Genomic DNA, 23590 nt, shown 5'->3' with positions numbered 1-23590 from the left:
CAGAAAAGTTCGTGGGGGATATCCCGAGCCAACGTGGAGGATGTCCCGGTGGTGGTGTGTCATCCGCTTTCGTCAGGGTGATCAGCATGATGACGACGAAGAAACGGAGTCTGCGCGGCAGGACCACATGGCTGGTCGCCGGTATGACCGTGGCGGCACTGACAGGAATGATCCCGGCGGCGTCCGCCGCCCAAGGCGGGCAGGCTCAAGCCGGGAAGCCGGTGTGGCGGGACTGCGCGGGGCAGGACATGCCGGCGGGCATGCGGTGCGCCGCGATCGAGGTGCCGGTGGACTGGGCCAGGCCGAACGGATCGAAGATCACGTTGGACCTGGCCCGGCTGCCGGCCACCGAGCCCGCGCGCAGGATCGGCAGCGTGCTCGGTATCCCCGGCGGCCCCGGGACCAGGGGGATCGAGGACCTGCAGCGGGCCGCGGCCGATCTCACCGAGTTGGGACGCAGGTTCGACCTCGTCGCCTACAACCCCCGCAACGCCGTGTGGCGCGACCGGTTGCCGCAGTCATGCATGCAGCCGGCGGCGTCCCTGTCCGACCCCCGCGACGAGAAGGCGTACAAGGCGCTGACCGTGGCGATGACCAAGGCGTTCACCGCGTGCCAGAAAGCGGATAAAAGCGGACTGTTCTCCCGGATGGACTCCCTGTCGGTGGCCAGAGACATGGAGGCGGTCCGCAAGAGCCTGGGCGAGGAACGACTGAGCTTCATGGCCAACTCCTACGGAGGAGTGCCCGCCGCCGCCTACGCCCGGCTGTTCCCGCAGCGCATCCGAGCGATGTACCTCGACGGAGTGATCAATCAGGTCGACGGCTGGCCCGACCAGTTGATGCGACTCCTGCCCCTCCAAGAGCAGGCGTTCACCAGGTTCACCACCTGGTGCGCGGACACCCCCGCCTGCGCGCTGCACGGAGAGGACGCCGGGGCGGTCTGGCGCGAGCTCACCCGGGACGCCGATCGCCGGCCGATCCCGGTCACGTCCGAGTTCGGCAAGGAGCTGACCGGATGGCATTTGAGAAGCTTCGGGTTCATCGGAGACCCGGGAGAAGGACACTCTCGCTGGCTGGCCTTCGCCGAAGCGGTCGACAAGGCCCGGGGCGGCGACGGGTCCGGTTTCGCCGATTCCGCCCTCGGTAACGCGCGGGTGTGGGCCATGCCAGGGGGGCTCGCGATGACCTGCGCGGACGACCGTGGTTACAGCAGCTATGCCCAGCTCCAGGAGTTCCGCCGACAGACGCGGAAGATCTCGCCGAACTTCGGCGGGGGAGCCTCGTTCGACGCCCTGGGGTGCGCCGGCTGGCCGCTCCGGATCGCCAACCCGCCCCGCCCGCTGCCGACTCGCGGACTGCCGCCGTTCCTGGGGGTCGGCAGCACGTGGGGCGACCACGTGTGGACGGAGAGCTTCACCAGGATGATCCCGGGATCGGTCACCGTCGCCTACGAGGGACCCGGCCATGCCCTGTACCTGATGGGCAAGAAGTGCCCGATCCGACACGCCACCACGTACCTGACCGATCTGAGGCTTCCCAAGCCGGGCACGACCTGCCCCGCCGAATGACCTCCTTGTCGACGCCTGACGGCTCTGATCAGTCCTGAGATCTGGCCGGTGGCCGAGGAGTGCCCGGAGCCTTGCCGATGCGTGACGGCTCCGGTCAGCCCCTACCGGGGGACGTCGGCCTCCGGCCAGCCGCTGTCGGGGAACTCCCCCTCGGCCGCGCCGGGCAGTATCACCTGGTCGTTCTCGGACAGCCCGGAGGTGATCTCGACGTAGCGGTCGCTGCGGACCCCCGTCTCCACGACCCGCTCGGCGCCGCCCCGCACAGTGACCCTGGAGACTCCGTCTCTGGTCCGTACGGCCTGTGCGGGGACGTAGAGCGTCTCCGCGGACTCGGCGACGGTCACGGTGACCGAGGCGGTCTGGCCCACGAGGAGGTTCGGCGGAGGGGCGTCGAACGCGATCGTGACGCCGTACCGCACCAGCCGGTCGCTCGTGGTCGGGGTGGGGGCGATGCCTGTCACGGTGCCCGTGTACTTCTCGCCCTGTCGCGTGGCGAGGGTGATCGCCGCCTGCTGTCCCGGCTTCAGGCTGCCGATGTCCGACTCGGTGAACAGCGCCTCCACCTGGAGTTCGTCCAGGTTCCCGAGGGTGAGGAAGGTGCCGGTGCCCACGCGGTCACCGACCGCTCCGGCGACGGACATGACGGTGCCGTCGACGGGGGCGACGATCCGCACGCCCGCGAGTTCCTTCGTGGCGTCGGTCAGCTCCGCCCGCGCCTCCTTCACACGAGCCTCTGCCTGCTCCACGGTGAGCGCCCCCCGCCCGGTTCCGCCGCTCTGCTGAGGACCCTGCCGGGTGTCCTGTCCGGTGTTCCTGTTCGGGGACGTGCCCCGGTCGGTTCCCGTTCCCGTGCTCGCGCTCGGCCTCGGGGTGGGGCACGTGGTGGCGGTGGGCCTGGCGGTCGGTACGGCCGTACCGGTGGGGCGGGTGGGGCTCGCCGTCGGCCCGGGGTGCTCGCCGGGACCGGCTGAGGGGCCGGTGGGGATCGTGGGCGGTCCGTTCCCTTCGGGCCTCGCGGTCACGGTGACCGTGGCGGTGGCCGTCACGGTCACCGTCGGGGCGGCCGTCACGGTGACGGTGACCGTCGGGGCGGGCCAGGGAGAGCCGTCATCCGGACGCGCGGTCGCCGTCGCCGTCGGTGCCGAGGTGGGCGCGGGCGTCGCGGCCGAGGATCGCGCCGGTACGGACATGGAGTCCTGTACGGGAACGGGGGTGGGAGTGGGTGCCGTCGTGAGGCGGTACCCGGCGGGGACGATCCCGCCCGCGGGAGCGATCTGTACGGTCCGCGCCGATTCGGTCGGCGCGGGTGCCGGGGGTGGCGAGAGCGTGCGTACGGGCTCCGGGGCCTCGGCGGGGGCGGAAGGGGTGGCGGTGGCGCCCGCTCCAGGGGGGCGCGTCGCCGTGGGTTCGCAGCCGGTCCGCGTGGCGGGCCCCGACCGGTCGGAACCGGTTCGATCCCCCGAGCGGTCGGCCCCTGCCCGATCCCCCGAGCGGTCGGTTCCCGTCTGACCGCCCGAGCGGTCGGCCCCTGCCTGATCGCTCGTCTGATCACCCGGCTGCTCGGCCCCTGCCCGGCCTCCGGTCCGCTCCCCGTCCTGCCCTCCGCTCTGCTGCCCGGTCCCGGTCCCGGTCCCGGTCGTGCCCGTGCTCTCCGGCGTGCTTCCCGCCGTGTCCAGTGCCTCCTCGGCCGCCGCGAGCCGCGCCTTCGCGGCGGCGTGTCGCTCGCGCGCGGGTTCGGGACCGATCCTGGCGAGTACGTCCCCTTTGCCGACCCTGTCCCCGGCCTTGACGTAGACCTTCGTGACCGTCCCCGATCCGCCGAACGCCAGCTCGCGGGTGCCGTCGTCCACGGTGTTGCCCGCGGCCGACACCGCGGCGGTCACCGTCCCGCGCCTGGCGGACACCGGCTCTGTCCGGGGGGCCTCGTCGGAGCCGCCGTCCAGTGCGACGAGCGCTCCCGCACCCACGAGGACGAGGGCGGCCAGGGCGAGTCCTCCCGCGCGCAGGCGCTTCGGGAGATGGGTCGGTCTCATGGCCGACATCCTGGACCGTCTGATTCACAGCATGCTCACAGGTCCCTGAAGGTTTGCTGTGCATCACCGGCGGTACGACGAAGTCCGCAGGAAACCTTCAGCCTTCGCCGGGCTGGGTCCAAGCCTGGTGCGCCAGGGTCAGGCGCTGTGAAGCTGTCGACCAAGCGCGGAGCGCTGATCGTGAACGGGACCCTGGGGGTCCTGTTGCTGGGCGGAGTGGTGATCGCCTACTCCTCTCTCGGCGGTGAGACCTCGTCCGCGGACGTCGCGGTGCGGACCGTTCCGGTGACCCGGGCCACGGTCTCCGCCTCCGTATCCGCGTCGGGGACCGTGTCCAGTGCCCGTGCGCGATCGCTGTCCTTCGGGACGAACGGCACCGTCGAGAAGATCTACGTCAAGGCCGGGGACAAGGTCACCGCCGGACAGATCCTCGCCAGGCTGGACGACGAGTCGGCGCAGGAGAGCCTGGACGCGGCCGCCGCCGCCCTCGACACCGCGGACGACGACACCTCGACCGCCGAAACCTACGCCCAGTACGTCACGGCGAGGAACACCTACCGGGCCGCGAAGCGCGCGGTGGACGGCACCGTCATCAAGGCGCCGTTCGCCGGTACGGTCACCGCCGTCAACGGCACGGTCGGCGGATCCTCGGGCGGCGCCTCCAGGGCCGGGACCACCGGGACGACCGCGACCACCGCGGCCGGTTCCGGGGCCTCCGCGAACGCGGACGGGGCGGCGAACGCCTCGGGCGGGTTCATCGACCTCGCCGACACCCGCAGACTCGAACTCGTCGGCACCTTCACCGAGACCGACGTCACCAGGCTGAAGGTCGGCCAGGCGGCCTCCATCGGGTTCGACGCGCTCAGCGGCGTCACCGCCTCGGGGAAGGTCACCCAGATCCAGCCGACCGCGACCATCGGCAACAACGTGGTCAGATACCCGGTGACGATCTCCTTCACCGAGGTGCCGAAGGAGGTGAGGCTCGGCCAGACGGCCACGGTCGAGATCGTCGTCGAGCGCGCGGAGGACGTGCTCGCCGTCTCCTCCACGGTGATCTCCACGACGGGCGGGCGAAGCACGGTGACCGTACTGCGGGACGGCCGGCAGGTGCCCGTGCAGGTGGAGACCGGGATCAAGGGCGACACGCTCACCGAGATCAGATCGGGGCTCGCGGAAGGCGAGCAGGTGGTCCGCCCGACGGCCACGGAGACCCGGCAGGGCGGCGGTTTCCCCGGCTTCGGTGGCGGTGGCGGCGGTGGCGTTCGTAACGGTGGGGGAGGTATCGGCCGATGACCGTTCCCGTCCTGTCCCTCACGGACATCACCAAGGTGTACGGCAGGGGAGACGCCGAGGTCCGGGCGTTGCGCGGGGTGTCGCTCGGCGTCGACCGGGGCGACTACGTGGCGATCATGGGCGCCTCGGGCTCCGGCAAGTCGACGCTCATGAACATCCTGGGCTGCCTGGACGTGCCCACCTCCGGTGACTACCGCATCGACGGCACCGACGTCGGCTCGCTGGACGAGCGCAGGCTCGCGGTACTCCGCAACCGGAAGATCGGATTCGTCTTCCAGTCGTTCAACCTCATCCCCCGGATGAGCGCGCTCGCCAACGTCGAGCTGCCCATGGCGTACGGCGGGGTCGGCGCCGCCGACCGGCGGGCCCGCGCCCTGGCGGCCCTGGAGCAGGTGGGCCTGTCCGACCGGGTCGGCCACGAGCCGAACGAGCTCTCCGGCGGCCAGCAGCAGCGGGTGGCCGTGGCGAGGGCGCTGGTCACCGCGCCCGCCCTCCTGCTCGCCGACGAACCGACGGGCAACCTCGACACCGCCTCCACCGGGGACGTACTGGGCATCTTCGACCGCCTGAGCGTGGCGGGCAGGACGATCGTGATCATCACCCACGAGGACGACGTGGCCGCCCACGCCAAGCGGGTCATCCGCCTGGTGGACGGTCGCGTCGTCGAGGACCGCCGCCAGGCCCCCGTCGACGGCCCTCCGCCCCGCGTGCCGGAGGTCACCGCGTGAGCCGGCTCGAAATCCTGAGGTTCGCGCTCCGGGGACTGGCCGCCAACAAACTGCGCAGCTTCCTCACCACCCTCGGCATCCTCATCGGGGTGGCGGCCGTGATCCTGCTGGTCGCCTTCGGCGAGGGGGCCTCGCAGAGCATCCAGCAGTCCATCCAGCGGCTCGGCGCCAACACCCTCACCGTCTCGGCGTCCTTCGCCGGTGGCGGTGCCTTCGGGGGAGGGGGAGGCGGTGGGAACCGGGTGGCCGGGGGCCAGAACGACGGACCGCGTACCCAGGCCAGGCCGCTCACCCTGGAGGACGCGAGGGCGCTCACCGACCGCGAGCGGGCTCCCTCGGTGCGGAGCGTGTCGCCCGTGGTGACCGCGAACGCGGCCACCGCCGTCCACGAGGGCGCGAGTCACACGATCGCGCAGCTCGTGGGCACCTACCCCAGTTACTTCGAGGCCACGAACAGGCCGGTGGAAAGCGGCACCTACTTCGTCAACGACGACGTGCTCGCCGCGAGGAAGATCATGGTCATCGGGCGGACCGTGGCCGAGGAGTTGTTCGGCGCCGCCGACCCGGTCGGCAGGCAGGTCGGCGTCTCCGGGGTGCCGTTCACGGTGGTCGGGGTGCTCAAGGAGTCGGGCTCGTCGGGCATGCAGGACGCCGACGACGTGGCCGTCGTGCCGCTGCCCGCCATGCAGCAGAGCCTGACCGGCTTCGGCGCGCTCGGCTCGATCATCGTGCAGGCGACCGGTGCCGACACGACCGACTCCGCGCAGGCCGAGGTGACCGCCGTACTCGACCAGCGGCACGGCATCACCCCGGCGGGCGTCGCGGACTACCGGATCCTCAACCAGGCCACCCTGCAGGAGACGATCGGTTCGACCATCGGGATCTTCACCGCCCTGCTCGGCGCGGTCGCCGCCATCTCCCTGCTGGTGGGCGGCATCGGCATCACCAACATCATGCTCGTCACCGTGACGGAACGGACGAGGGAGATCGGCATCAGGAAGGCCATCGGCGCGCCCAGGAGCGCCATTCTCGGCCAGTTCCTGGTGGAGGCGACGGTGTTGAGCCTGGTGGGCGGTCTGTCGGGCGTCGCGGTCGCGTTCGTCGGCACCCGTTTCACGATCGCGGGGATCTCACCGGTGCTCGTACCGTCCTCGATCGCGCTCGCCCTCGGCGTCTCCGTGGGCATCGGACTGTTCTTCGGCGGCTACCCGGCGAACCGGGCCGCCAAGCTCCGGCCCATCGAGGCCCTGCGTCACGAATGACCCGCACGGCTCACGCGACTTAGGAAGGAGAGACACATGGGCGGCAACGCCGACGAGACGGTCCCGGCGGGCAGGGGTCTGGAGAGTTCCCCGTTCCGGGGAGACCTGGACGGTGAACTGGCGGCCCGGCCGCGGCGCCGCCTGTCGACGCTCACCCTCGTGCTGGGCGCCGGGGTGATGCTCGTGGCGGGGGTGATCGTGGGCATCCAGGCGCAGAAGGCGATGGGCGGCCCGTCCGGTATCGCCGAGGCGGTGATGCGGCAGGCGGGCCCCGGCGGCCCCGGCGGCCCCGGTGGCTTCGGTGGCCCCGGTGGCTTCGGTGGCGGCCAGGGGCGCCAAGAGGGCCAGGGGCGCCAAGGGGGGCAGGGCGGCCAAGGGGGTCAGGGCGGTGGCCGGGGCGGCATGACCGTCGGTACGGTGCAGCGGGTCGAGGGTGGCAAGGTCTACGTCCAGACGGTCGACGGCTCGGTCGTGACCGTGAACACCACCGACGAGACGTCCGTACGCGTCACGAAGGAAGGGAAGGTCGCCGACCTCAAGCCCGGAGGCACGGTCGTCGTGCGGGGGACGCCGGCCGATGACGGCTCGGTGACCGCGACCGACATCAACGAGGGCGCCGGGCGTAGGTGAGCCCGGTCGTGACGGCCGCGTTTCTCCGGGAAAGGTACTGAGAGGTCTCTCAGGAAACGTTCAGCCCCGGCTGAGCTGCGTTCCAGAGAGGTGGGCGAGTCTCGGAGTGTGCTGGACAGAGTGGAAGCCCGATTGCTGGTCGTGGACGACGAACCGAACATCAGGGAGTTGCTCTCGGCCAGCCTGCGCCTGTCGGGGTTCGAGGTGGTGACCGCGGTGGACGGCAGGGAGGCCGTGCACTTCGCCGAGCGCATCCGTCCCGACCTGGTCGTGCTGGATGTGATGCTGCCCGACATGGATGGTTTCGCCGTGGCGGGACGGCTGCGGGAGATGAGCGGGCAGATGCCGGTGCTCTTCCTGACCGCGCGGGACGGCACCGACGACAAGGTGGCGGGGCTGCGGCTGGCCGACGACTACGTGACCAAGCCTTTCAGCCTGGAGGAGGTCCTGGCCCGTATCCGGGCCGTGCTCCGCCGTACCAGGGGGGATCTCGACCTGCCGGTACGCCTCCAGGTCGGCGACCTGGAGCTGGACGAGGAGGCGCACCAGGTCTGGCGCTCCGGCGTCCCGGTGCGGCTGTCGCCGACCGAGTTCAAGCTCCTGCACTACTTCATGGTCAACACCGGCAGGGTGCTGTCCAAGGCGCAGATCCTCGACCACGTCTGGAACTACGACTTCGGCGGTGACGCGGGGGTCGTCGAGTCCTACGTCTCCTACCTGCGCCGGAAGGTCGACACGGCCGAGCCCCGGCTCATCCACACCCTTCGCGGGGTCGGCTATGTGCTGCGACCGCCCCACAGTGATTGAATTTTCAGCTGATATTCAGCTCTACATGACCCGTTTCTGAGGTTTGTGTGTTCAAATAGGCATTGCACGACCCCCGATCACCTCGGAAGCATCCGAACGGGTTCGAGCTCGCCTCCAGCTGCGGGGGAGACGAGCTCGGCATGACCCCCGGGTGAGATCCGAGGGCTGGGCCCCACCGCTTTACCGAGTTCGCCCCCGTAACCCGGTCCAGCGGTGGGGCCAAACACGTCTAGAGGGGCCTCGGCAGGGCAGGATCGACCGTATGGGTGACAACGACGGTCTTCTGGAGACGCTGCGGGAGCTGCGGCGGCACCTCGACCGCGAGCTGTTCCCCCTCGCGATCGGCGACGTGGAGGCCGACCGCCGGGCGCTGCGCGAGCTGACCGGCCAGCTCGACGACTACCTGATCCCCCGGCTGAGCGCGATCGACGCTCCGCTGCTCGCCGTCGTCGGCGGATCCACCGGGGCGGGGAAGTCCACGCTGGTGAACTCCCTGGTCGCCGAGGACGTCTCCGAGCCGGGGGTGCTGCGGCCCACGACGATGGCACCCACCCTCGTCACCAGCCCCGTCGACCGCGAGTGGTTCACCGCCCAGAACGTCCTGCCCGGCCTGCCGCGCGTCACCGGGAGCGGCAGGGGCGAGCCCGGCACGCTCCGGATCGTCACCGCCGCCACCGTCCCGCCCGGCCTCGCCCTGCTCGACGCCCCCGACATCGACTCGATCGTCGCCGCGAACCGCGAACTGGCCGCCCAACTGCTCGCCGCCGCCGACCTGTGGCTGTTCACCACGACCGCCGCCCGGTACGCGGACGAGGTTCCCTGGGGCTTCCTGCGCTCGGCCAGGGAGCGCAGCACGGCCCTCGCCGTCGTCCTGTCCAGGGTTCCCCCCGAGGCGATGGGCGTGGTGCGCAAGGACCTGAACCGGCTGCTCGAGGCGAACGGCCTGGGCGGAACGCGCCTTTTCGAGGTGCCCGAGCTGACACTGCCCGACGAGAACGCCCGCCTGCCGCGCCAGGCGGTCCAGCCGATCGCCGACTGGCTCACCACCATCGCCGCCGACTCCCGTTCCCGCGCCGAGGTCGTACGCCAGACCCTGTCCGGCGCGCTGGAGAGCCTCTCCACCCGGGTGCCCGCGCTCGCGGCCGCGGTCGACCGTCAGCACACCGAGGCCGAGGAGCTCCGCTCGATGGCGGACGCCGCCTACGCGGTGGGCCTCGCCTCCTTCGACGAGGGCATGCGGGACGGGTCGCTGCTGCGCGGCGAGGTTCTGGCCCGCTGGCAGGACTTCGTCGGTACCGGCGACCTGATGCGCTCCCTGGAGAGCCGGGTCGGCAGGTTCAGAGACCGGGTGGTCGCCTTCGTCACCGGGCGGCCCGCGCCGGAGAGCGAGCTGCGGACCGCGCTGGAGAGCGGCGTGGAGGCACTGATCAGGGCCTCGGCCGACGGCGCCGCCGAGCGCCTCCTGGAGTCCTGGTCGTCGCACCCCTCGGGGCGGGCACTCCTCGAACGCGAGGGGGTCGCCGTGGCCGGACGTCTCGGCCGGGCCGCCGCCGACCTGCCCGCGAAGGCGGAGGAGGCCGTGCGGGGCTGGCAGTCGTACGTGCTCGACCTGGTCCGCGAGGAGGGGGCGGACAAGCGCACGACCGCCCGCATCACCTCCTTCGGGCTCAACGGGGCCGGGCTGCTGCTGATGATCGCGGTGTTCGCCTCGACCGGCGGCCTGACCGGCATCGAGGTCGGCATCGCCGGAGGCACCGGCGTGCTCAGCCAGAAGGTCCTGGAGGCCGTCTTCGGCGACCAGGCCGTCCGTGACCTCACCGTCAAGGCCCGCACCGACCTGCGTGCCCGCGTCGCGATCCTCCTCAGCGAGGACGCCGACCGCTTCACCGACCTGCTGGACGCCGCCCAGCCTCCCGAAGGCACCGCCCCCGCCCTGCGTGCCGCCTCCGACGCCGTACGCGAGCACCTGCGCGAGCTCCCCGTCGCGGACCGCCGTGCCGCCCTGCCCGCCGGCTCCGTCCCGAGGACCGTGGAGGAATCACGCAGGCCGTCCGACGCATTCCCGCACGCGCCCGGCGGTCTTCCCCGCGCGCCCGGCGAGGTCCCCCGCGTCCACGGCGACGTCCCGCGCGCGCCTGACGATGCCCCGAACGCGTCCGGCAGGCCCGGCGATGTCCCCCGTGCGCACGGCGAGGCCCCTCGCGCGCCCGGCGGTGTTCCGCGAACCACCGGTAAGGGAGAGGCGGGCCAGACGTGAAGCTGCTGCGAAGGGAGAAGGCCGTCTCGTTGGACGACCGGTTGACGGCGCTGGCGCGCGCCGCCGACCTGGCCGACGGGAGGCTGGACGCGGAGGCGGTGAGCGCGGCCCGTTCGGTGATCTCCCGTGCCGGGGTACGGGCGAGCCTGTCGGTCGACCACACCGCGGTCGCGCTGGCCGGTGCCACCGGCAGCGGCAAGTCCTCGCTGTTCAACCTGCTGTCCGGCACCTCGCTCGCCACGGTCGGCGTCACCCGCCCGACCACCTCGACCGCCCAGGCCGCCCTCTGGGAGGGCGCCGGGGCGGGGCCGCTGCTCGACTGGCTGGAGATCCCCCGCCGCCACGAGCTCCTCGACGCATCCGGTGCTTCCTCGCCCTCCGCCGACCGGCCGTCGGACGGCTCGGGGCAGGTGGCGAGGATGGACGAGGCTGCCGCCGGGCTGATCCTGCTCGACCTGCCCGACCACGACTCGATCGAGCCGTCGCACCGGCTGGAGGTCGACAGGCTCGTCGAGCTGGTCGACCTGCTGGTGTGGGTGCTCGACCCGCAGAAGTACGCCGACGCGGCCGTCCACGACCGCTACCTCCGGCCGCTGGCCAGGCACCGGGGGGTGATGGTCGTCGTCCTGAACCAGATCGACCGGCTCTCACCGGCCGCCGCCGAGCGCTGCCTGAAGGACCTCCGGCGGCTCCTCGACGAGGACGGCCTGACCGGTGTCCCGGTGGTCGGGGTGTCCACCCGCACCGGGGCGGGCATCCCCGAGCTGCGCTCGCTGCTCACCTCCCGGGTCGCCGACCGGCGGTCCTGGTCCGCCCGCCTCGCCGCCGACGCGGGCATGGCGGCCGACGCGCTCCTCCGGGCGTCCGGCGTCGCCCCCGGCGAGACCCCTCCGGGCGTCGCGGGCGGGCCTGACGGCCTGGCGAGGCCGTTGAGGGACGCGCTGTCGCAGGCCGCGGGGGTGCCGGCCGTCGTCGAGGCGGTGGCCAAGTCCCACCGGCACCGTTCGGTCGCCGCCACCGGATGGCCGCCCACCCGATGGGTCCGCCGCCTGCGGCCCGATCCGCTTCGCCGCCTCCGCCTGGACACCGCGAGCAGGTCCGCCGGGGGTATGGGGGAGCCGGGAGAGCCGCAGGGCGTCGTCGGGAGGACGTCCATCCCCGTCGCGACCGTAGTCCAGCGTTCCCGGATGGACACCGCGATTCGCGAGGCCGCGGGGGCCGCCTCCGCCGGGCTTCCCGCGCCGTGGGCCGCCGCCGTGCGGCAGGCGGCGAGGTCACATGGGGACGAGCTGGAGGACGGCCTGGACCGGGCGGTGGCCACCACCTCGCTCGGAGTCTCCAAGCGCCCCCTGTGGTGGCGGCTGGCCGGGGCGGCGCAGTGGCTGGCGCTCGCGACGGTGGTCGCCGGAGGGATCTGGCTGCTCGCCCTGGTCGCCGTCGACTATCTCCGGCTCCCGCAGCTCTACCTGCCGACCGCAGGGGAACTGCCCTGGCCCACCACGCTGCTGGTCGGGGGCGTGCTGCTCGGCCTGCTGATCGCGCTGCTCTCCCGGGTGGCCGCCTGGTTCGGCGGGCGGCGCAGGGCACGCAAGGCGGCGAAGGCACTGCGGTCGAGCGTCGACCGGGTCGGCCGCGAGCTGGTGCTGGAGCCGGTGGAAGAGGAGCTGACCAGGTATCGGCACTTCACCGAGGCGGTCACAGTGGCCGGGGACGGAGCCCGCGGGTAGGCGGGCGGTCCCGACAGGGCCCACGGGTGGCGGACGGTCCTCGGCTGTCGACGTACGGCGGCTCTGATGACGCTTGTCGTGATCCGGTGCGCTCTTGCGCGGAGGCTTCCTCGTGGATGGCGCTTTCTCGTGAAAGAGCTCCCTTGAAGGGGCTCTAAGGGGGCGAACAAGGGCTGACGGGGCACTGAGGGCGCGCCACAGTTGCGGTGACGGGGGCTGGGGAGCCGCGGCTGTGATGACGGCGTCGTGATCCTTCGCGGGGGCGATGGGACGCGGGAACGCGCGTCCGCGCTCGATGTGCGGCCTGGGCGAGCCCCACATCGCCGGCATGCCTCGTGCTGCCGGCCGACGAGAGGAGCGACATGCGGCGATGGAGGAGGACGGCCTCGTTGCTGGCCGTCTGCGGTGCCCTCGGCGCCGGCCTGTTACCGCAGGCGGCGGGCGCGGAGGGGCCGACGGGGGCGGAGAGTCCGGCGGGCCGGGCGGGACCGGCGGGCGCGAAAGGGGGGACGGGCGCGGACTCGGTCTTCTCGGTCGCCGGGCTGGAGCGGCCGGTGCGGATGCTGGTGGACCGGTGGGGTGTGCCGCACATCTACGCGGAGAACACCGCCGACCTGTATCTCGCGCAGGGGTTCAACGCGGCCCGCGACCGTCTGTTCCAGATCGACCTGTGGCGCCGTCGCGGCCTCGGGCTTCTGTCCGAGGTGCTCGGCCCCGCCTACCTCAGGCAGGACCAGGTGGCCAGGCTGTTCCTCTACCGCGGGGACATGGAGAAGGAGTGGCAGAGCTACGGTCCCGACGCGAAGAAGGCGGCCACCCGGTTCGCCGAGGGGATCAACGCCTACGTCGACTGGCTGAAGCGCACCCCGGAGGCGATGCCGCAGGAGTTTCGCGAGCTGGGGTACGCGCCCGCGCGATGGTCTCCCGAGGACGTCGTGCGGATCCGCAGCCACAGCCTGGCGATCAATCTGACCTCCGAGGTCGACCGCGCCCGCGCGGTCTGCGCGGGCGGCATCGGTGTCGACCCGCTCATGCGCAGGCTTGAGCCCGAGTGGAAGACCGTGGTGCCCGACGGGCTCGACCCGTGTGCGATTCCTCCGGACGTGCTCGGCACCTACCAGCTCGCCACCCAGAGCGTCGTCTTCCAGAACGGCCAGGTCCGCGCGGTCCCCGAGCCGCCGGGGCCCGCCCTCTCCGAGGGCAGCAACGCCTGGGCCGTCGCGCCGGCGCGCAGCACGACGGGTCGTCCGATCCTGGCCAGCGACCCGCACCGGGTGATGAAGGCGCCCGCGCTGCGCTACATCACCCACCTGTCGGCACCCGGCCTCGACGTGATCGGGGCAGGGGAGCCCGCCCTGCCCGGCATCTCCATCGGGCACAACGGGACCGTGGCGTTCGGGCTCACCATCTTCGGCGTCGACCAGGAGGATCTCTACGTCTATCGGCTCGACCCCGGTGACCCGGGACGCTACCGGTACGGCAAGGGGTGGGAACGCTTCAGGACCGTCACGGAGAACGTGCCGGTCGCAGGTGAGCGGGCACAGCGCACCGAGCTCTCGTTCACCCGCCACGGTCCGGTGATCAAGGTGGATCGGGAGCGGAATCTCGCCTACGCCCTGCGTACGACCTGGCTGCAACCGGGCACGACGCCCTACTTCGGCAGCATGAAGTACATGCGGGCGCGTAACTGGAACGAGTTCACGACGGCGATGCGCACCTGGGGCGGGCCGCCGGAGAACCAGATCTACGCCGACGTCTCGGGCAACATCGGGTGGGTTCCGGGCGGTCTGGCACCCAACAGGGTCGGGTACGACGGCCTGCTGCCCGTGCCGGGGGACGGCCGCTACGACTGGGCCGGTTTCCACGACGGCGCCCGCCTGCCGCGTTCCTACAACCCGGCCAAGGGGATCGTCGCCTCCGCCAACGAGTTCAACATGCCCAAGGACCACCCGTTGAAGGTCGGGTTCGACTCGTGGGCCTCCCCGTACCGGCACGAGCGCATCGTCGAGGTGCTCTCCTCCCGGTCGCGCACCTCGCCCGCCGACTCGGCGGCGCTGCAGAGCGACAAGGTCTCCATCCCGGCCCGCAGGCTGGTGCGGCTGCTCGCGGGCATCACGAGCGACCAGCCGTCGACGGCGCGGGCGCTCGAACTGCTGCGTACCTACGACGCGGTCACGAGCGCGGACTCGGGGCGGGCCGCCCTGTTCGAGACGTGGTTCAGCGGCCACCTGGAACCGGCGTTCGCCCGCGAGGTCCTGCCGGAGAACGTGGCGAGGCAGATCTTCATCCACGACCCGCTGCTGCTCTTCGACGCGATGGACAACCCTGACCGGTGGTTCGGCGCCGGGGGAACGGCGGTGCGGGACCGCATTCTCAAGACCTCGCTCGCGGCGGCCTACGACGAACTGGTCGGTCGGCTCGGACCCGATCCCGCCACCTGGAAGTGGGGCGACATCCAGCGGCTCACGTTCGGGCATCCGACGGGCAAGGACGTGGGCCCATTCCCGCGCGGTGGCTCCTGGAACACCGTGGAGGCGTCGAACTATCTGCCGGGCAGTTACGCTCCCCTGTCGGGCCCCACGTTCAAGATGGTGCTCGACGTCGGCGACTGGGACAGGTCGCAGGCGATCAACGCTCCCGGTCAGTCGGGTGACCCCCGGAGCCCGCACTATCGCGACCTGGCGGAACCCTGGCAGAGGGGGGAGTATTTCCCGCTGCTCTACAGCCGCGCCGCCGTGGAACTCAATGCGAAGGATCGTTTCCTGCTCACCCCGCATCGCTGAATCCTCGGGGCCGGGATGCTCGACACCTGAGCCCTGATCTTGACGCGGGTCGCCCGGCTGGGATCGAGCGCCTCCTGTGCGTAGGGGGGACGGACCCTGAGAAGGGAATTTTGGTATCCGTCTCTCAGGAGGCGCTCACCCGCGTCCGCTCTCACTGTGGCGCGGGGCCGGTCGGGGCCGGGCGGCGCGTCAGGTGAGGGGAGCGCGTCAGGCGGTGAGATTCACGTAGTAGCGCGCATAACCGTTCATGTCGACGAGTCGGGTGCCGACGCGCCTCGCGGCGGTGCTGCCGATGTTGATGCAGGAGTCGAAGGCGTTCTGGTAGACGTACATCGGGCCGTAGGGACCGGTCCAGACGGCTCCGTTGGCGGCTTCGGCGTAGAAGGCGGCGTACCGGTTGTCGGTGTTGAGGACGAACGCCTCACCGCCCGGGTCGATGGCCCACCAGCCCCGGGTGCCCCACTGGCCGTGGTCGCGGCAGCCGACGGGGCTGTAGAACATGATCGCGACCCACACCTTGGAGGTGTAGCGGTTGCGGAAGTGCAGCTGCATCTCTACTCCTCCTCTTCCGGTTCGGTGAATCGCGCGGCGAGAGGTTTGTCGTCGATCGGCTGATCGGCGATGGGAGGCAGATGGTCATCGGTCTTCGCGGCGACGGCGGCGCGGTCGGCCGTCCCGGGGCGCTCGCTCGTCTCGCCCGTCTGGGCCGACTCCGCGTCCACGAACGCCACCCGGGGGTCGGGGGGGCGCTCTGTGCCGTTTTCCGGCATGGTGCTCACCTACATTCGTTGAGTTCGTAGAGTGATTGCTCGACAACATACAGTCACTTTCAAGGTCATGTAAAGAATCGTTTTCATTTTCGGGCGGTCGCCCGATACCGACAAATTTTTTTGTATTGACGGTGTGAGTCGTCGGTCGATATTGTAGAGAACATGTTCGAAGGCGGGGCGGCCGAAGAGGTCGGCGTCGCCGAGGCGGCGCTCGATTCGATCCGGGTGCGGCCGCCGGAGGCGCTGGTCGAGCGGCACCCGGCGACCGGTCGCGCGGCGGTCACCGGGTCGTCCCGGCAGAGCTGAAGACCCTCCAGTGCCACGGCCTCGTGAAGTTCGTCGAGGAGCGAGGCGGGGCAACGACACCAACGACATCAAGGAGTCCTGATATGTCGCACGAATTCCGCCTCACCCACGATGTCGACCTCCAGGCGACCCCCGAGCAGGTCTGGGAGGCGATCGCGACCGGCCCCGGCGTCGACGCGTGGTTCATGGGCAAGAACGAGATCGAGCCCCGCGAAGGTGGCAGGGCGTCGATGACGATGCCCGGGGTGAACGGTGACTCCACGGTCACCGCCTGGGAGCCGCCGCACCGGTTCGCCTACGCCTCGGAGCCCGACGAGGACGGCGGGTTCATGGCGTTCGAATATCTCGTCGAGGGCCGTGACAACGGTGGCACCGTGCTGCGGTTCGTGCACAGCGGGGTCCTGACCGGCGACTGGGAGGCGGAGTACGACGCGCTCCGCAAGGGCAACCCGCTCTACCTGCGGACCCTCGCCCAGTATCTGGAGCACTTCCGCGGCCGCACCGCCGTGCCGGTCACCGCGTTCGCCCCGCAGCAGCCCGACCAGGACCTGGCCTGGGCCGGTCTCACCCGCGCCGTCGGCCTGTCCGAGCAGGTCGGGGAGGGTGACAAGGTGCACCTCACGGTCGCGGGCCAGGGCGTCGACGGCGTGGTCGACACGGTGCTCGCCCCCAGCTTCCTGGGCGTGCGCACCGACGACGCGCTGCTGCGGTTCGTCGGGGGCGACGGCGTCATCATGACCGGCCACCACCTCTTCACCGAGGTCGACCAGGCCGACGCCGAGCGGACCTGGGGTGAGTGGCTCGCGTCCGTCTACGCCTGAGCCGTTCGGCTGCTCATCCGGCCGCGACGATCGAGGAGACGCCCAACCGAGCCGCCGCCCGCGAACCGTGGCCCACCGGACCCTTCGCCGAAGGTCCGGTGGGCCACGGGCGTTCACACGGTCGCGTCGTCTCCGTCAGTGGTGGACGATGAGCCAGGTCGCAACGGCGGTGACGGTCTCCGAGCGGTTGCCGATGATGTGGGGGCGGCTGCACGGGAAGGTGATGGAGTCGCCCTCGGCGAGGGTGACGACCTCGGACTCGAAGTCGATGGTGAGCTCGCCCCTGGTCACGGTCCCGACCTCGTAGCCCTCGTGCTTGAGGAAGTGGCCGTGCGCGTTGGAGATCGAGTTCGGCGGATAGGTCGACTCGAAGAACTCGACGTCGGGTGAGGGGGCGGGCGAGAGCCTGCGGAAGGTGATGCCGCCGCTGAGCCGGATGGGGGCGACCTCCCACGAGCGCCGGATGGCGAACCCGGGAGGCGCGCTCGGCCCCGCCGGGTCGGCGTCGGCCGCCTCCGCGGTGTCGAACACGGCCGCGAGGGGCACGCCGATCGCGGAGACGAAGGCGATGAGCCTGCTGACGGACGGCCGCATCGTGCCGAGCTCGATCTGGGAGACGGCGCTGGGCGAGATGCCGAGCTCGCGCGCCAGGGCACGCAGCGACATCCCCGACCGGAGCCGCAGCTCGCGGAGCCTGCGGCCGAGGTGCTCGTTCGTGATCGCCTCGATCTCCGCGCCGGGTTCCGGGGTCATGGCTGTCACGGCCTCCACGCCAATTGTCACAAGGCCTTTACGCGGCCGAAATTAGGGGTCGGGTGTCAAGGCATACATTGACGGCAGCTGTTAAGTGACCACTTAACAGCCCACGCCACAGCCCCTGCGGGGGCAACTGCGTCAATCCCGAGCACCTTCCGCCCTGGCACACCCGCGCGCGGGACACACCGGTCTCCCGCACCGTACCCCCCACGGAAGCCGACATGACCGAACACAGCGCACCGTCCCAGCCGAAACTACACGACGTCGTCGAGGCCGCGGGCATGCCCGTCGGCGACGGCCTCGTCAAACCCGACTACGACCCCCGGCTCGCGAACGAGGACCTCGCCCCGCTCCGCGAGCAGAGATGGTCCTCGTACAACATCTTCGCCTTCTGGATGTCCGACGTGCACAGCGTCGGCGGCTACGTCACCGCGGGCAGCCTGTTCGCCCTCGGGCTGGCGAGCTGGCAGGTCCTCCTCGCCCTGATCGTGGGCATCGTCATCGTGAACGTGTTCTGCAACCTGGTCGCCAAGCCGAGCCAGGTCACCGGTGTGCCGTACCCGGTCATCAACCGGGCGATCTTCGGGGTGCGCGGCGCGAACATCCCCGCCATCATCCGCGGACTCATCGCGATCGCCTGGTATGGGGTGCAGACCTACCTCGCCTCCCAGTCGCTCATCATCATCTTCCTCAAGTTCTGGCCCGCGTCGGCGTCGCTGAACGAGGGCGGCTTCCTCGGCCTGTCCGCGCTCGGCTACATCTGCTACGCCATCCTCTGGGTGGCACAGGCGGCCGTGTTCTGGAAGGGCATGGAGGCGATCAGGCGGTTCATCGACTGGGCGGGACCCGCCGTCTACGTCGTCATGGTCGTGCTCGCCGTCTACCTGGTCAGCCAGGCGGGCTGGGAGAACATCAGCCTCGACCTCTCCGAGGGCGAGAACCTCGACTTCGGCGCGTCCATCCCGGTCATGCTCAGCGCGATCGCCCTCGTCGTCTCGTACTTCTCGGGGCCGATGCTGAACTTCGGTGACTTCTCCCGGTACGGGAAGTCGTTCGCGGCGGTGAAGAAGGGCAACTTCCTCGGGCTGCCGATCAACTTCCTGTTCTTCTCGCTGCTCACGGTGATCACCGCGTCGGCGACCGTGCCCGTGTTCGGCGAGCTCATCACCGACCCCATCCACACGGTCGAGCGCATCGACACGCCGTTCGCGATCCTGCTGGGCGGGCTCACCTTCGTCATCGCGACGATCGGCATCAACATCGTCGCGAACTTCATCTCCCCGGCGTTCGACTTCTCCAACGTGAACCCGCAGAAGATCAGCTGGCGGACCGGCGGCATGATCGCGGCGGTCGGCTCCGTGCTGCTCACGCCGTGGAACTGGTACAGCAACCCCGACGCCATCCACTACACGCTCGGCATCCTCGGCGCCCTGATCGGGCCGCTGTTCGGGATCCTGATCTCCGGCTACTACATCGTGAGCCGCCAGCGGATCTGGGTGGACGACATGTTCACCCTGGAGGCGACCGGCCGCTACTTCTTCCAGGGCGGCTACAACCCGAACGCGGTCTGGGCGACGGTGCTCAGCGGGGTCCCCGCGATCGTGTCGGTGCTCGTGCCGAAGATGCTGCTCGACCTGGAGCTCACCACGATCGACGTGACCTGGATCGCCGACTACAGCTGGTTCGTCGGCTGCGGGCTCGGGTTCGTGGCATTCACCGTGCTGGAGCGGATGTCGCCGAGGATCGGCGGTCTCGACCGTGACACCGACCGGGTGTCGGACGGCACGACCCTGGTCGGTTGATGACCCGCGTCGACCTCCGGGTGATCAACCCCAACACCGCCCGGGCCATGACCGAGAACATCGGCCGATGCGCCCGGGCGGTCGCGGCGCCGTCCACCGTCGTCACGGCCGTGAACCCGGCGATGGGCCCGGAGTCGATCGAGAGTCACTACGACGAGGCCCTCGCCGTGCCCGGCCTGCTGGCGGAGATCGCGGCGGGCGAGGCGGCGGGGGCGGACGGATACGTCATCGCCTGCTTCGGAGACCCCGGCCTCGACGCCGCCCGCGAGCTCGCCTCGGGGCCGGTGGTCGGGATCGCCGAGGCGGCCATGCACGCCGCCACCCTGGTCGGCCGGAGCTTCAGCGTCGTGACGACCCTCGCCAGGACCACGGGCCGGGCGTGGGACCTCGCCACCCGGTACGGCTTCGCGGGCGCGTGCCGGGGGGTGCACGCCTGCGACATCCCCGTACTCGAACTGGACGACCCCTCCTCGGACGCGCGCAAAGTGGTGACCGCCCTGTGCGCGGAGGCCGTGGAACGGGACGGATGCGACTCGATCGTGCTCGGCTGCGCGGGCATGGCCTCCTTCTGCGCGGACGTCTCCCGCGCGGTCGGCGTCCCGGTGATCGACGGCGTCACCGTGGCGACCAAGCTCGTCGAGTCGCTCGTCTCCCTCGGCCTGCGGACGAGCACCCGAGGCGAGTTCGCCCCTCCCCGCTCCAAGAAGTACACCGGCCTGCTCCGCGACTTCACCGTCTGACGCACGAGATCCGGTGCCCTGCCCCTCAGCATCGCGGGACAGGGCACCGGCTGCTCAGGAACCCTCGTAGAGGCGGGTCAGGTCGACGAGTTGTACGTCCGCGCGTTCCTGCGCGGTTTCCCGCAGCTGGGGCATGAAGCCGGCGGCACCGAACAACAGAAGCCGGGTGCCGGGGGTGGCGCGGTCGTCGCGACGGATGAGCAGCTCACGGAGACGCTCAAGGCGCTCAAGGTGACCACGACCGACGACGTCGCCTCAAAGACCAGGGAAGAAACATGACACAAGGTGTCGGGTTTTGGGTCGAGCATGGGTTCCCCGGTCGGCGTCGATGGTGGGCGTGGACCGGGCCCTACGGATAGACAAGGATTTCGATGCGCGAAACGCCAGAAGAGCTCAAAGAGCTCCAGGCCCTCCTGGACGCCTCTCTCTTCCGCTCCAACTCGTACCTCCGCTCGGTCATCAGCGGCGAGCGCACCCTGGGCGCAGAGCAGCTCACCCAGGTCCTCGCCGGTATGTGCCCCCTCGCGCTGTCCACCGTGACGGCGAAGGGTGAGCCGCGGATCAGCGGGGTGGACGGGCACTTCCTGCACGGAAAGTGGCACTTCGGCACGGCGCTCAACGCCGCCAAGGCCCGCCACCTCGCCGCCAGGCCCGCCGTCAGCGCCGCGTACATGCGCGGTGAGGAACTGGGCGTGTTCACCCACGGCACCGTGGAGATCCTCAACCCCCAGGACGGCGAGCCGGCCGCGGACTGGCCGGACCTGCTCGCGTACTTCAAGGACTTCTACGGCGACGACGCCTTCGACTGGACCAACGAGGTGGTCTACTACCGGCTGCATCCGCACTGGATGACCGTCTACGCCGCCGACGTCGCGAAACTCACCACCCCGCCCCGGCCCTGATCCGTGGCACAGTCCTCAGCCTTCAGCGAGGCCATGCCTCCAGACGGGGCCATTGTGAACCTCTGTGGGTGTTGTCGATGTTCCATACCGCGAAGCTCTCCATTGATTCCCCGCCTGTGCGAGGTGCCTGCACTACGCTCGGGACATGAGCAACGAACTTCCCGCCGATCTGCTTGCCGAGGCCAGGCAGTGGATTGCCGAGACCGGCCAGGACATCACGCCTGCCGAGTACATCGCTCAGGCCGTTCACCGACAGATGCAGCAGGATTACCGGGCTGCCAAGGAGCGAGAAGCGCGTCGCATCGAGGCGATCCGCACCTCCAACCCTGAGGGGTTCGCCGCCGGTGAGCGTCGAGCCGAAGAACTGATCGCCAAGTACGCCGGCCGGGCCACGGCGTGAGCGCCAAGTTCATTCTCGACACCTCGCTCATCACCGCTTATGCCCAAGGACACGACCAAGCGGTCGGCGTGGTGCATGCGATCAAACGTCGTGTCCCTGACGGTCTTCTTCTGCCTGCCATATCAGTGATCACCGCACGAGCACACCTCACCGTGGACCAGCGAGAATATCTGGACGCGGAACTTCTGGCCCGTAATCCCCGACTGGGTCTCGATGAGATTGTCGTGAAACTCGGCGTTGGATACGACCCTGTCAAAATCGATCTTGACGGTGATGCCCAGCGAGGGATCTCCGGCACCTGGGCGGACCTTGGGGTCGATGTGGTGCCGATCGACGTGGCAGAGGCCGCCTACTGGGGTAATCGGACTGACCGTACTGTACTGACGCTCGCAGGAAAGCAGGTGTGGGGGCGGTTGCTCAACGACCTGCCGGGAGTGAGCGTCGAAGACCTACAGGACGGTCCGCCCGAAAACTGGAGCTGATTGTGCTGGGCGTCGACGATCCAGTCGATCGGAGTGACTGAGTTCTCTCGCCAAACAGAGAAACCCCCCGAATTCGCCATGTGATCGGGGGGTTTCTTGGTGAAGGTGCATGTGAAATCAGTCGAGGTCGTCGTTCTTCAGGCCCGCGAAACGGGGTGAAATACGTTCAGCTCATCCGTCGGCCACCGGGTAGCGGCTGAGGATCTCGGCTCGCTGTGTCGCCGACGGCCGGTGGAAGTAGAGCAGTTCGCCGGAGGTGTCCACGCACTGGACCGGGCCGGACAGCTCGGCGCCGGGGGTCTCGTCGATGACGAGAAGATCGCTCGTCGCGCCGTGGGCCGCCAACTCCGCCGTCGCGGCGTCGACCGTGTCCTCCTCGACCACCACGAGCCGGTAGGTGGTGGACACCGGTAGCCGGCCGTCGAGGGCCCGCGCGGCGAACTCGAAGCAGCGCATCGCCTCAACCCAGCCGATCCGCCGGTCAGTGGGGTTCATCGCCGGGCCGACGATCGACTGGATCGCCACTTCCGGCGCCTGATGCTTGGCCATCATGTAGGAGAGATTGTGGACCCAGTCGTCGTACATCGCGGCGTCTATCTCCCGGCGCCGCTGGTGGTAGGCCACGGCCGAGACGTTGAAGGCGAAGGCCAGTCCCGCCTGCCGCAGCCGATATCCCAGGTCGGTGTCCTCAAGTCCCCAGCCGAGAAACGCCTCGTCGAAACCACCGAGCCGGCGTAGGTGCTCGACGCGTACCGAGGCGTTGCAGGTGAACAGGAAATGCCAGCAGATGGCGAGCCGGTTCATGTTGCCCGAGAATTCGGCTAGCACCCGCTCGCGCGGATCGCCCCAGGCGACGGCGGGCATGGCGTCGAAGGTGAATTCGCGGCTGAGGCGCTCCTCGTCGAAGTCTCCGTCTCCGAGGTCCGGGCGGGGGCCGATCACCACGAGATCATTCCTGAGCCGGTGATAACGGACGTGTTCGGCGAGATAGGTCGGCCCGACCACCGTGTCGGAGTCGACCATGACGATGAGTTCCCCGTCGGCCTTGGCGATGCCCGCGTTACGGGCGGCCGCCCGGCTCGACCGATCGGTGCGCGGAAGGTAGAGGTAGGTCAGGTTGTCACGGCCCGCCAGCTCGGCGACCATCTCGCCGGTACCGTCGGTGGAGCCGTCGTCGGCGACGACGATCTCGAAGGAGTCTCCCGGATCGAGCACGCTGTGCGCGAGGGTGTACAGCAACAGGCGTAACTTGTTCCGCACGTTGAAGGCGGGAATGACGACGCTGACCTTCACGAAACCTCCTGTGAACAGGCGACGAAACGACCGTGGCACGGTAGGGCAACACCCAGAGCTCCTGGTCGTGACGGTGATGGACCCGTCTACCAGGAGCTCTCTTGCTTCATCAGGCGAACGCCGGGCTCTCGATCATGCTGTGAACGGGGAGCGGTCCGCAGCGGGACGAAAAGGGGTCGTCGCTGTGGCGTTTCCTTGGGTGGTCAGTCGAAGTGGCCGTTCTTCACGCC

Annotated in this window: 22 protein-coding genes; 17 read left to right on the top strand and 5 right to left on the bottom strand. The window is 70.1% G+C overall.

Annotated features, from left to right (window positions below; genetic code table 11):
* The first annotated feature begins 86 nt into the window (after nt 1–86).
* Nucleotides 87–1568, top strand: coding sequence for an alpha/beta fold hydrolase (locus ABT352_RS16985; RefSeq protein WP_350945766.1), 1482 nt, complete (start codon nt 87–89; stop codon nt 1566–1568).
* Nucleotides 1569–1669: 101 nt separating this feature from the next.
* Here ABT352_RS16985 and ABT352_RS16980 read toward each other — a convergent pair whose 3' ends face one another.
* The gene (locus ABT352_RS16980; RefSeq protein WP_350945765.1) at nt 1670–3601 is read right to left on the bottom strand and encodes an efflux RND transporter periplasmic adaptor subunit; all 1932 of its coding nucleotides are present in this window, start codon (nt 3599–3601) and stop codon (nt 1670–1672) included.
* Between the two features lie 147 nt (nt 3602–3748).
* Between ABT352_RS16980 and ABT352_RS16975 the strand changes: the two genes are divergently transcribed.
* The 8 genes from ABT352_RS16975 (at nt 3749) to ABT352_RS16940 (ending at nt 15088) form a co-directional block, all read left to right on the top strand.
* Nucleotides 3749–4894 (top strand): efflux RND transporter periplasmic adaptor subunit, encoded by a 1146-nt coding sequence (locus tag ABT352_RS16975; RefSeq protein WP_350945764.1) that lies wholly within the window; start codon nt 3749–3751, stop codon nt 4892–4894.
* Nucleotides 4891–5622 carry an ABC transporter ATP-binding protein gene (locus ABT352_RS16970; RefSeq protein ID WP_350945763.1) on the top strand — a complete coding sequence of 244 codons (732 nt, stop codon included), beginning with the start codon at nt 4891–4893 and terminating at the stop codon, nt 5620–5622. The genes ABT352_RS16975 and ABT352_RS16970 overlap by 4 nt, the downstream gene beginning before the upstream one ends.
* A complete protein-coding gene (locus tag ABT352_RS16965) occupies nt 5619–6884 on the top strand; it encodes an ABC transporter permease (protein WP_350945762.1) in 1266 nt (421 codons plus the stop codon). The genes ABT352_RS16970 and ABT352_RS16965 overlap by 4 nt, the downstream gene beginning before the upstream one ends.
* A 36-nt stretch (nt 6885–6920) precedes the next feature.
* Nucleotides 6921–7514: a hypothetical protein gene (locus ABT352_RS16960; protein WP_350945761.1), complete on the top strand. Its 594-nt coding sequence runs from the start codon at nt 6921–6923 to the stop codon at nt 7512–7514.
* Nucleotides 7515–7622: 108 nt separating this feature from the next.
* Nucleotides 7623–8321 (top strand): response regulator transcription factor, encoded by a 699-nt coding sequence (locus ABT352_RS16955; RefSeq protein WP_329086815.1) that lies wholly within the window; start codon nt 7623–7625, stop codon nt 8319–8321.
* 262 nt (nt 8322–8583) lie between these two features.
* Entirely contained in the window at nt 8584–10578 is a 1995-nt protein-coding gene (locus tag ABT352_RS16950; protein ID WP_350945760.1) for an ABC transporter, read from the top strand.
* Nucleotides 10575–12305 (top strand): GTPase family protein, encoded by a 1731-nt coding sequence (locus ABT352_RS16945; RefSeq protein ID WP_350945759.1) that lies wholly within the window; start codon nt 10575–10577, stop codon nt 12303–12305. The genes ABT352_RS16950 and ABT352_RS16945 overlap by 4 nt, the downstream gene beginning before the upstream one ends.
* Before the next feature lie 362 nt (nt 12306–12667).
* Complete coding sequence (locus ABT352_RS16940) at nt 12668–15088, top strand: penicillin acylase family protein (protein ID WP_350945758.1); 2421 nt, start codon at nt 12668–12670, stop codon at nt 15086–15088.
* A 207-nt stretch (nt 15089–15295) separates the two neighbouring features.
* On the opposite strand, the gene ABT352_RS16935 is transcribed toward ABT352_RS16940, so the two are convergent.
* Nucleotides 15296–15640, bottom strand: a complete 345-nt coding sequence (locus ABT352_RS16935; protein ID WP_350945757.1) for a DUF1036 domain-containing protein — start codon at nt 15638–15640, stop codon at nt 15296–15298.
* 2 nt (nt 15641–15642) lie between these two features.
* On the bottom strand, nt 15643–15867 hold the full coding sequence (locus ABT352_RS16930) for a hypothetical protein (RefSeq protein ID WP_350945756.1): 225 nt from the start codon (nt 15865–15867) through the stop codon (nt 15643–15645).
* Nucleotides 15868–16020: 153 nt separating this feature from the next.
* On the opposite strand from ABT352_RS16930, the gene ABT352_RS16925 reads away from it, so the two are divergent.
* Nucleotides 16021–16164, top strand: a complete 144-nt coding sequence (locus ABT352_RS16925; protein ID WP_350945755.1) for a hypothetical protein — start codon at nt 16021–16023, stop codon at nt 16162–16164.
* 83 nt (nt 16165–16247) lie between these two features.
* Nucleotides 16248–16985 carry an SRPBCC family protein gene (locus ABT352_RS16920; protein WP_350945754.1) on the top strand — a complete coding sequence of 246 codons (738 nt, stop codon included), beginning with the start codon at nt 16248–16250 and terminating at the stop codon, nt 16983–16985.
* 135 nt (nt 16986–17120) lie between these two features.
* Here ABT352_RS16920 and ABT352_RS16915 read toward each other — a convergent pair whose 3' ends face one another.
* Nucleotides 17121–17738: a helix-turn-helix domain-containing protein gene (locus tag ABT352_RS16915; RefSeq protein WP_350945803.1), complete on the bottom strand. Its 618-nt coding sequence runs from the start codon at nt 17736–17738 to the stop codon at nt 17121–17123.
* Between the two features lie 224 nt (nt 17739–17962).
* Here ABT352_RS16915 and ABT352_RS16910 point away from each other — a divergent pair, with 224 nt between their 5' ends.
* From ABT352_RS16910 to ABT352_RS16885, 6 genes are all read left to right on the top strand, one after another.
* Nucleotides 17963–19543 carry an NCS1 family nucleobase:cation symporter-1 gene (locus ABT352_RS16910; RefSeq protein WP_350945753.1) on the top strand — a complete coding sequence of 527 codons (1581 nt, stop codon included), beginning with the start codon at nt 17963–17965 and terminating at the stop codon, nt 19541–19543.
* Complete coding sequence (locus ABT352_RS16905; RefSeq protein WP_350945752.1) at nt 19543–20283, top strand: aspartate/glutamate racemase family protein; 741 nt, start codon at nt 19543–19545, stop codon at nt 20281–20283. Before ABT352_RS16910 ends, ABT352_RS16905 begins: the two co-directional genes overlap by 1 nt.
* Before the next feature lie 90 nt (nt 20284–20373).
* Complete coding sequence (locus tag ABT352_RS16900) at nt 20374–20562, top strand: hypothetical protein (protein WP_350945751.1); 189 nt, start codon at nt 20374–20376, stop codon at nt 20560–20562.
* Between the two features lie 92 nt (nt 20563–20654).
* On the top strand, nt 20655–21185 hold the full coding sequence (locus ABT352_RS16895; RefSeq protein ID WP_350945750.1) for a pyridoxamine 5'-phosphate oxidase family protein: 531 nt from the start codon (nt 20655–20657) through the stop codon (nt 21183–21185).
* Nucleotides 21186–21330: 145 nt separating this feature from the next.
* The gene (locus ABT352_RS16890) at nt 21331–21585 is read left to right on the top strand and encodes a hypothetical protein (protein ID WP_343974952.1); all 255 of its coding nucleotides are present in this window, start codon (nt 21331–21333) and stop codon (nt 21583–21585) included.
* Entirely contained in the window at nt 21582–22067 is a 486-nt protein-coding gene (locus tag ABT352_RS16885) for a hypothetical protein (protein WP_350945749.1), read from the top strand. The genes ABT352_RS16890 and ABT352_RS16885 overlap by 4 nt, the downstream gene beginning before the upstream one ends.
* 171 nt (nt 22068–22238) lie before the next feature.
* On the opposite strand, the gene ABT352_RS16880 is transcribed toward ABT352_RS16885, so the two are convergent.
* On the bottom strand, nt 22239–23360 hold the full coding sequence (locus ABT352_RS16880; RefSeq protein ID WP_350945748.1) for a glycosyltransferase family 2 protein: 1122 nt from the start codon (nt 23358–23360) through the stop codon (nt 22239–22241).
* Nucleotides 23361–23590: the final 230 nt, after the last annotated feature.

This window comes from Streptosporangium sp. NPDC000563, assembly GCF_040299985.1.
In the GTDB taxonomy this organism is placed as follows: domain Bacteria; phylum Actinomycetota; class Actinomycetes; order Streptosporangiales; family Streptosporangiaceae; genus Streptosporangium.
Note: the sequence above shows the minus strand (reverse complement) of the source record. Positions and strands in the feature narration are given on the sequence as shown.

Excerpts from the sequence above, each read along its gene's own strand:
- ABT352_RS16985 (WP_350945766.1), top strand. The coding sequence starts at position 87 with ATGATGACGACGAAGAAACGGAGTCTGCGCGGCAGGACCACATGGCTG.
- ABT352_RS16980 (WP_350945765.1), bottom strand. The coding sequence starts at position 3,601 with ATGAGACCGACCCATCTCCCGAAGCGCCTGCGCGCGGGAGGACTCGCC.
- ABT352_RS16970 (WP_350945763.1), top strand. The coding sequence starts at position 4,891 with ATGACCGTTCCCGTCCTGTCCCTCACGGACATCACCAAGGTGTACGGC.
- ABT352_RS16960 (WP_350945761.1), top strand. The coding sequence starts at position 6,921 with ATGGGCGGCAACGCCGACGAGACGGTCCCGGCGGGCAGGGGTCTGGAG.
- ABT352_RS16950 (WP_350945760.1), top strand. The coding sequence starts at position 8,584 with ATGGGTGACAACGACGGTCTTCTGGAGACGCTGCGGGAGCTGCGGCGG.
- ABT352_RS16940 (WP_350945758.1), top strand. The coding sequence starts at position 12,668 with ATGCGGCGATGGAGGAGGACGGCCTCGTTGCTGGCCGTCTGCGGTGCC.
- ABT352_RS16935 (WP_350945757.1), bottom strand. The coding sequence starts at position 15,640 with ATGCAGCTGCACTTCCGCAACCGCTACACCTCCAAGGTGTGGGTCGCG.
- ABT352_RS16925 (WP_350945755.1), top strand. The coding sequence starts at position 16,021 with ATGTTCGAAGGCGGGGCGGCCGAAGAGGTCGGCGTCGCCGAGGCGGCG.
- ABT352_RS16920 (WP_350945754.1), top strand. The coding sequence starts at position 16,248 with ATGTCGCACGAATTCCGCCTCACCCACGATGTCGACCTCCAGGCGACC.
- ABT352_RS16915 (WP_350945803.1), bottom strand. The coding sequence starts at position 17,738 with ATGACCCCGGAACCCGGCGCGGAGATCGAGGCGATCACGAACGAGCAC.
- ABT352_RS16910 (WP_350945753.1), top strand. The coding sequence starts at position 17,963 with ATGACCGAACACAGCGCACCGTCCCAGCCGAAACTACACGACGTCGTC.
- ABT352_RS16905 (WP_350945752.1), top strand. The coding sequence starts at position 19,543 with ATGACCCGCGTCGACCTCCGGGTGATCAACCCCAACACCGCCCGGGCC.
- ABT352_RS16895 (WP_350945750.1), top strand. The coding sequence starts at position 20,655 with ATGCGCGAAACGCCAGAAGAGCTCAAAGAGCTCCAGGCCCTCCTGGAC.
- ABT352_RS16890 (WP_343974952.1), top strand. The coding sequence starts at position 21,331 with ATGAGCAACGAACTTCCCGCCGATCTGCTTGCCGAGGCCAGGCAGTGG.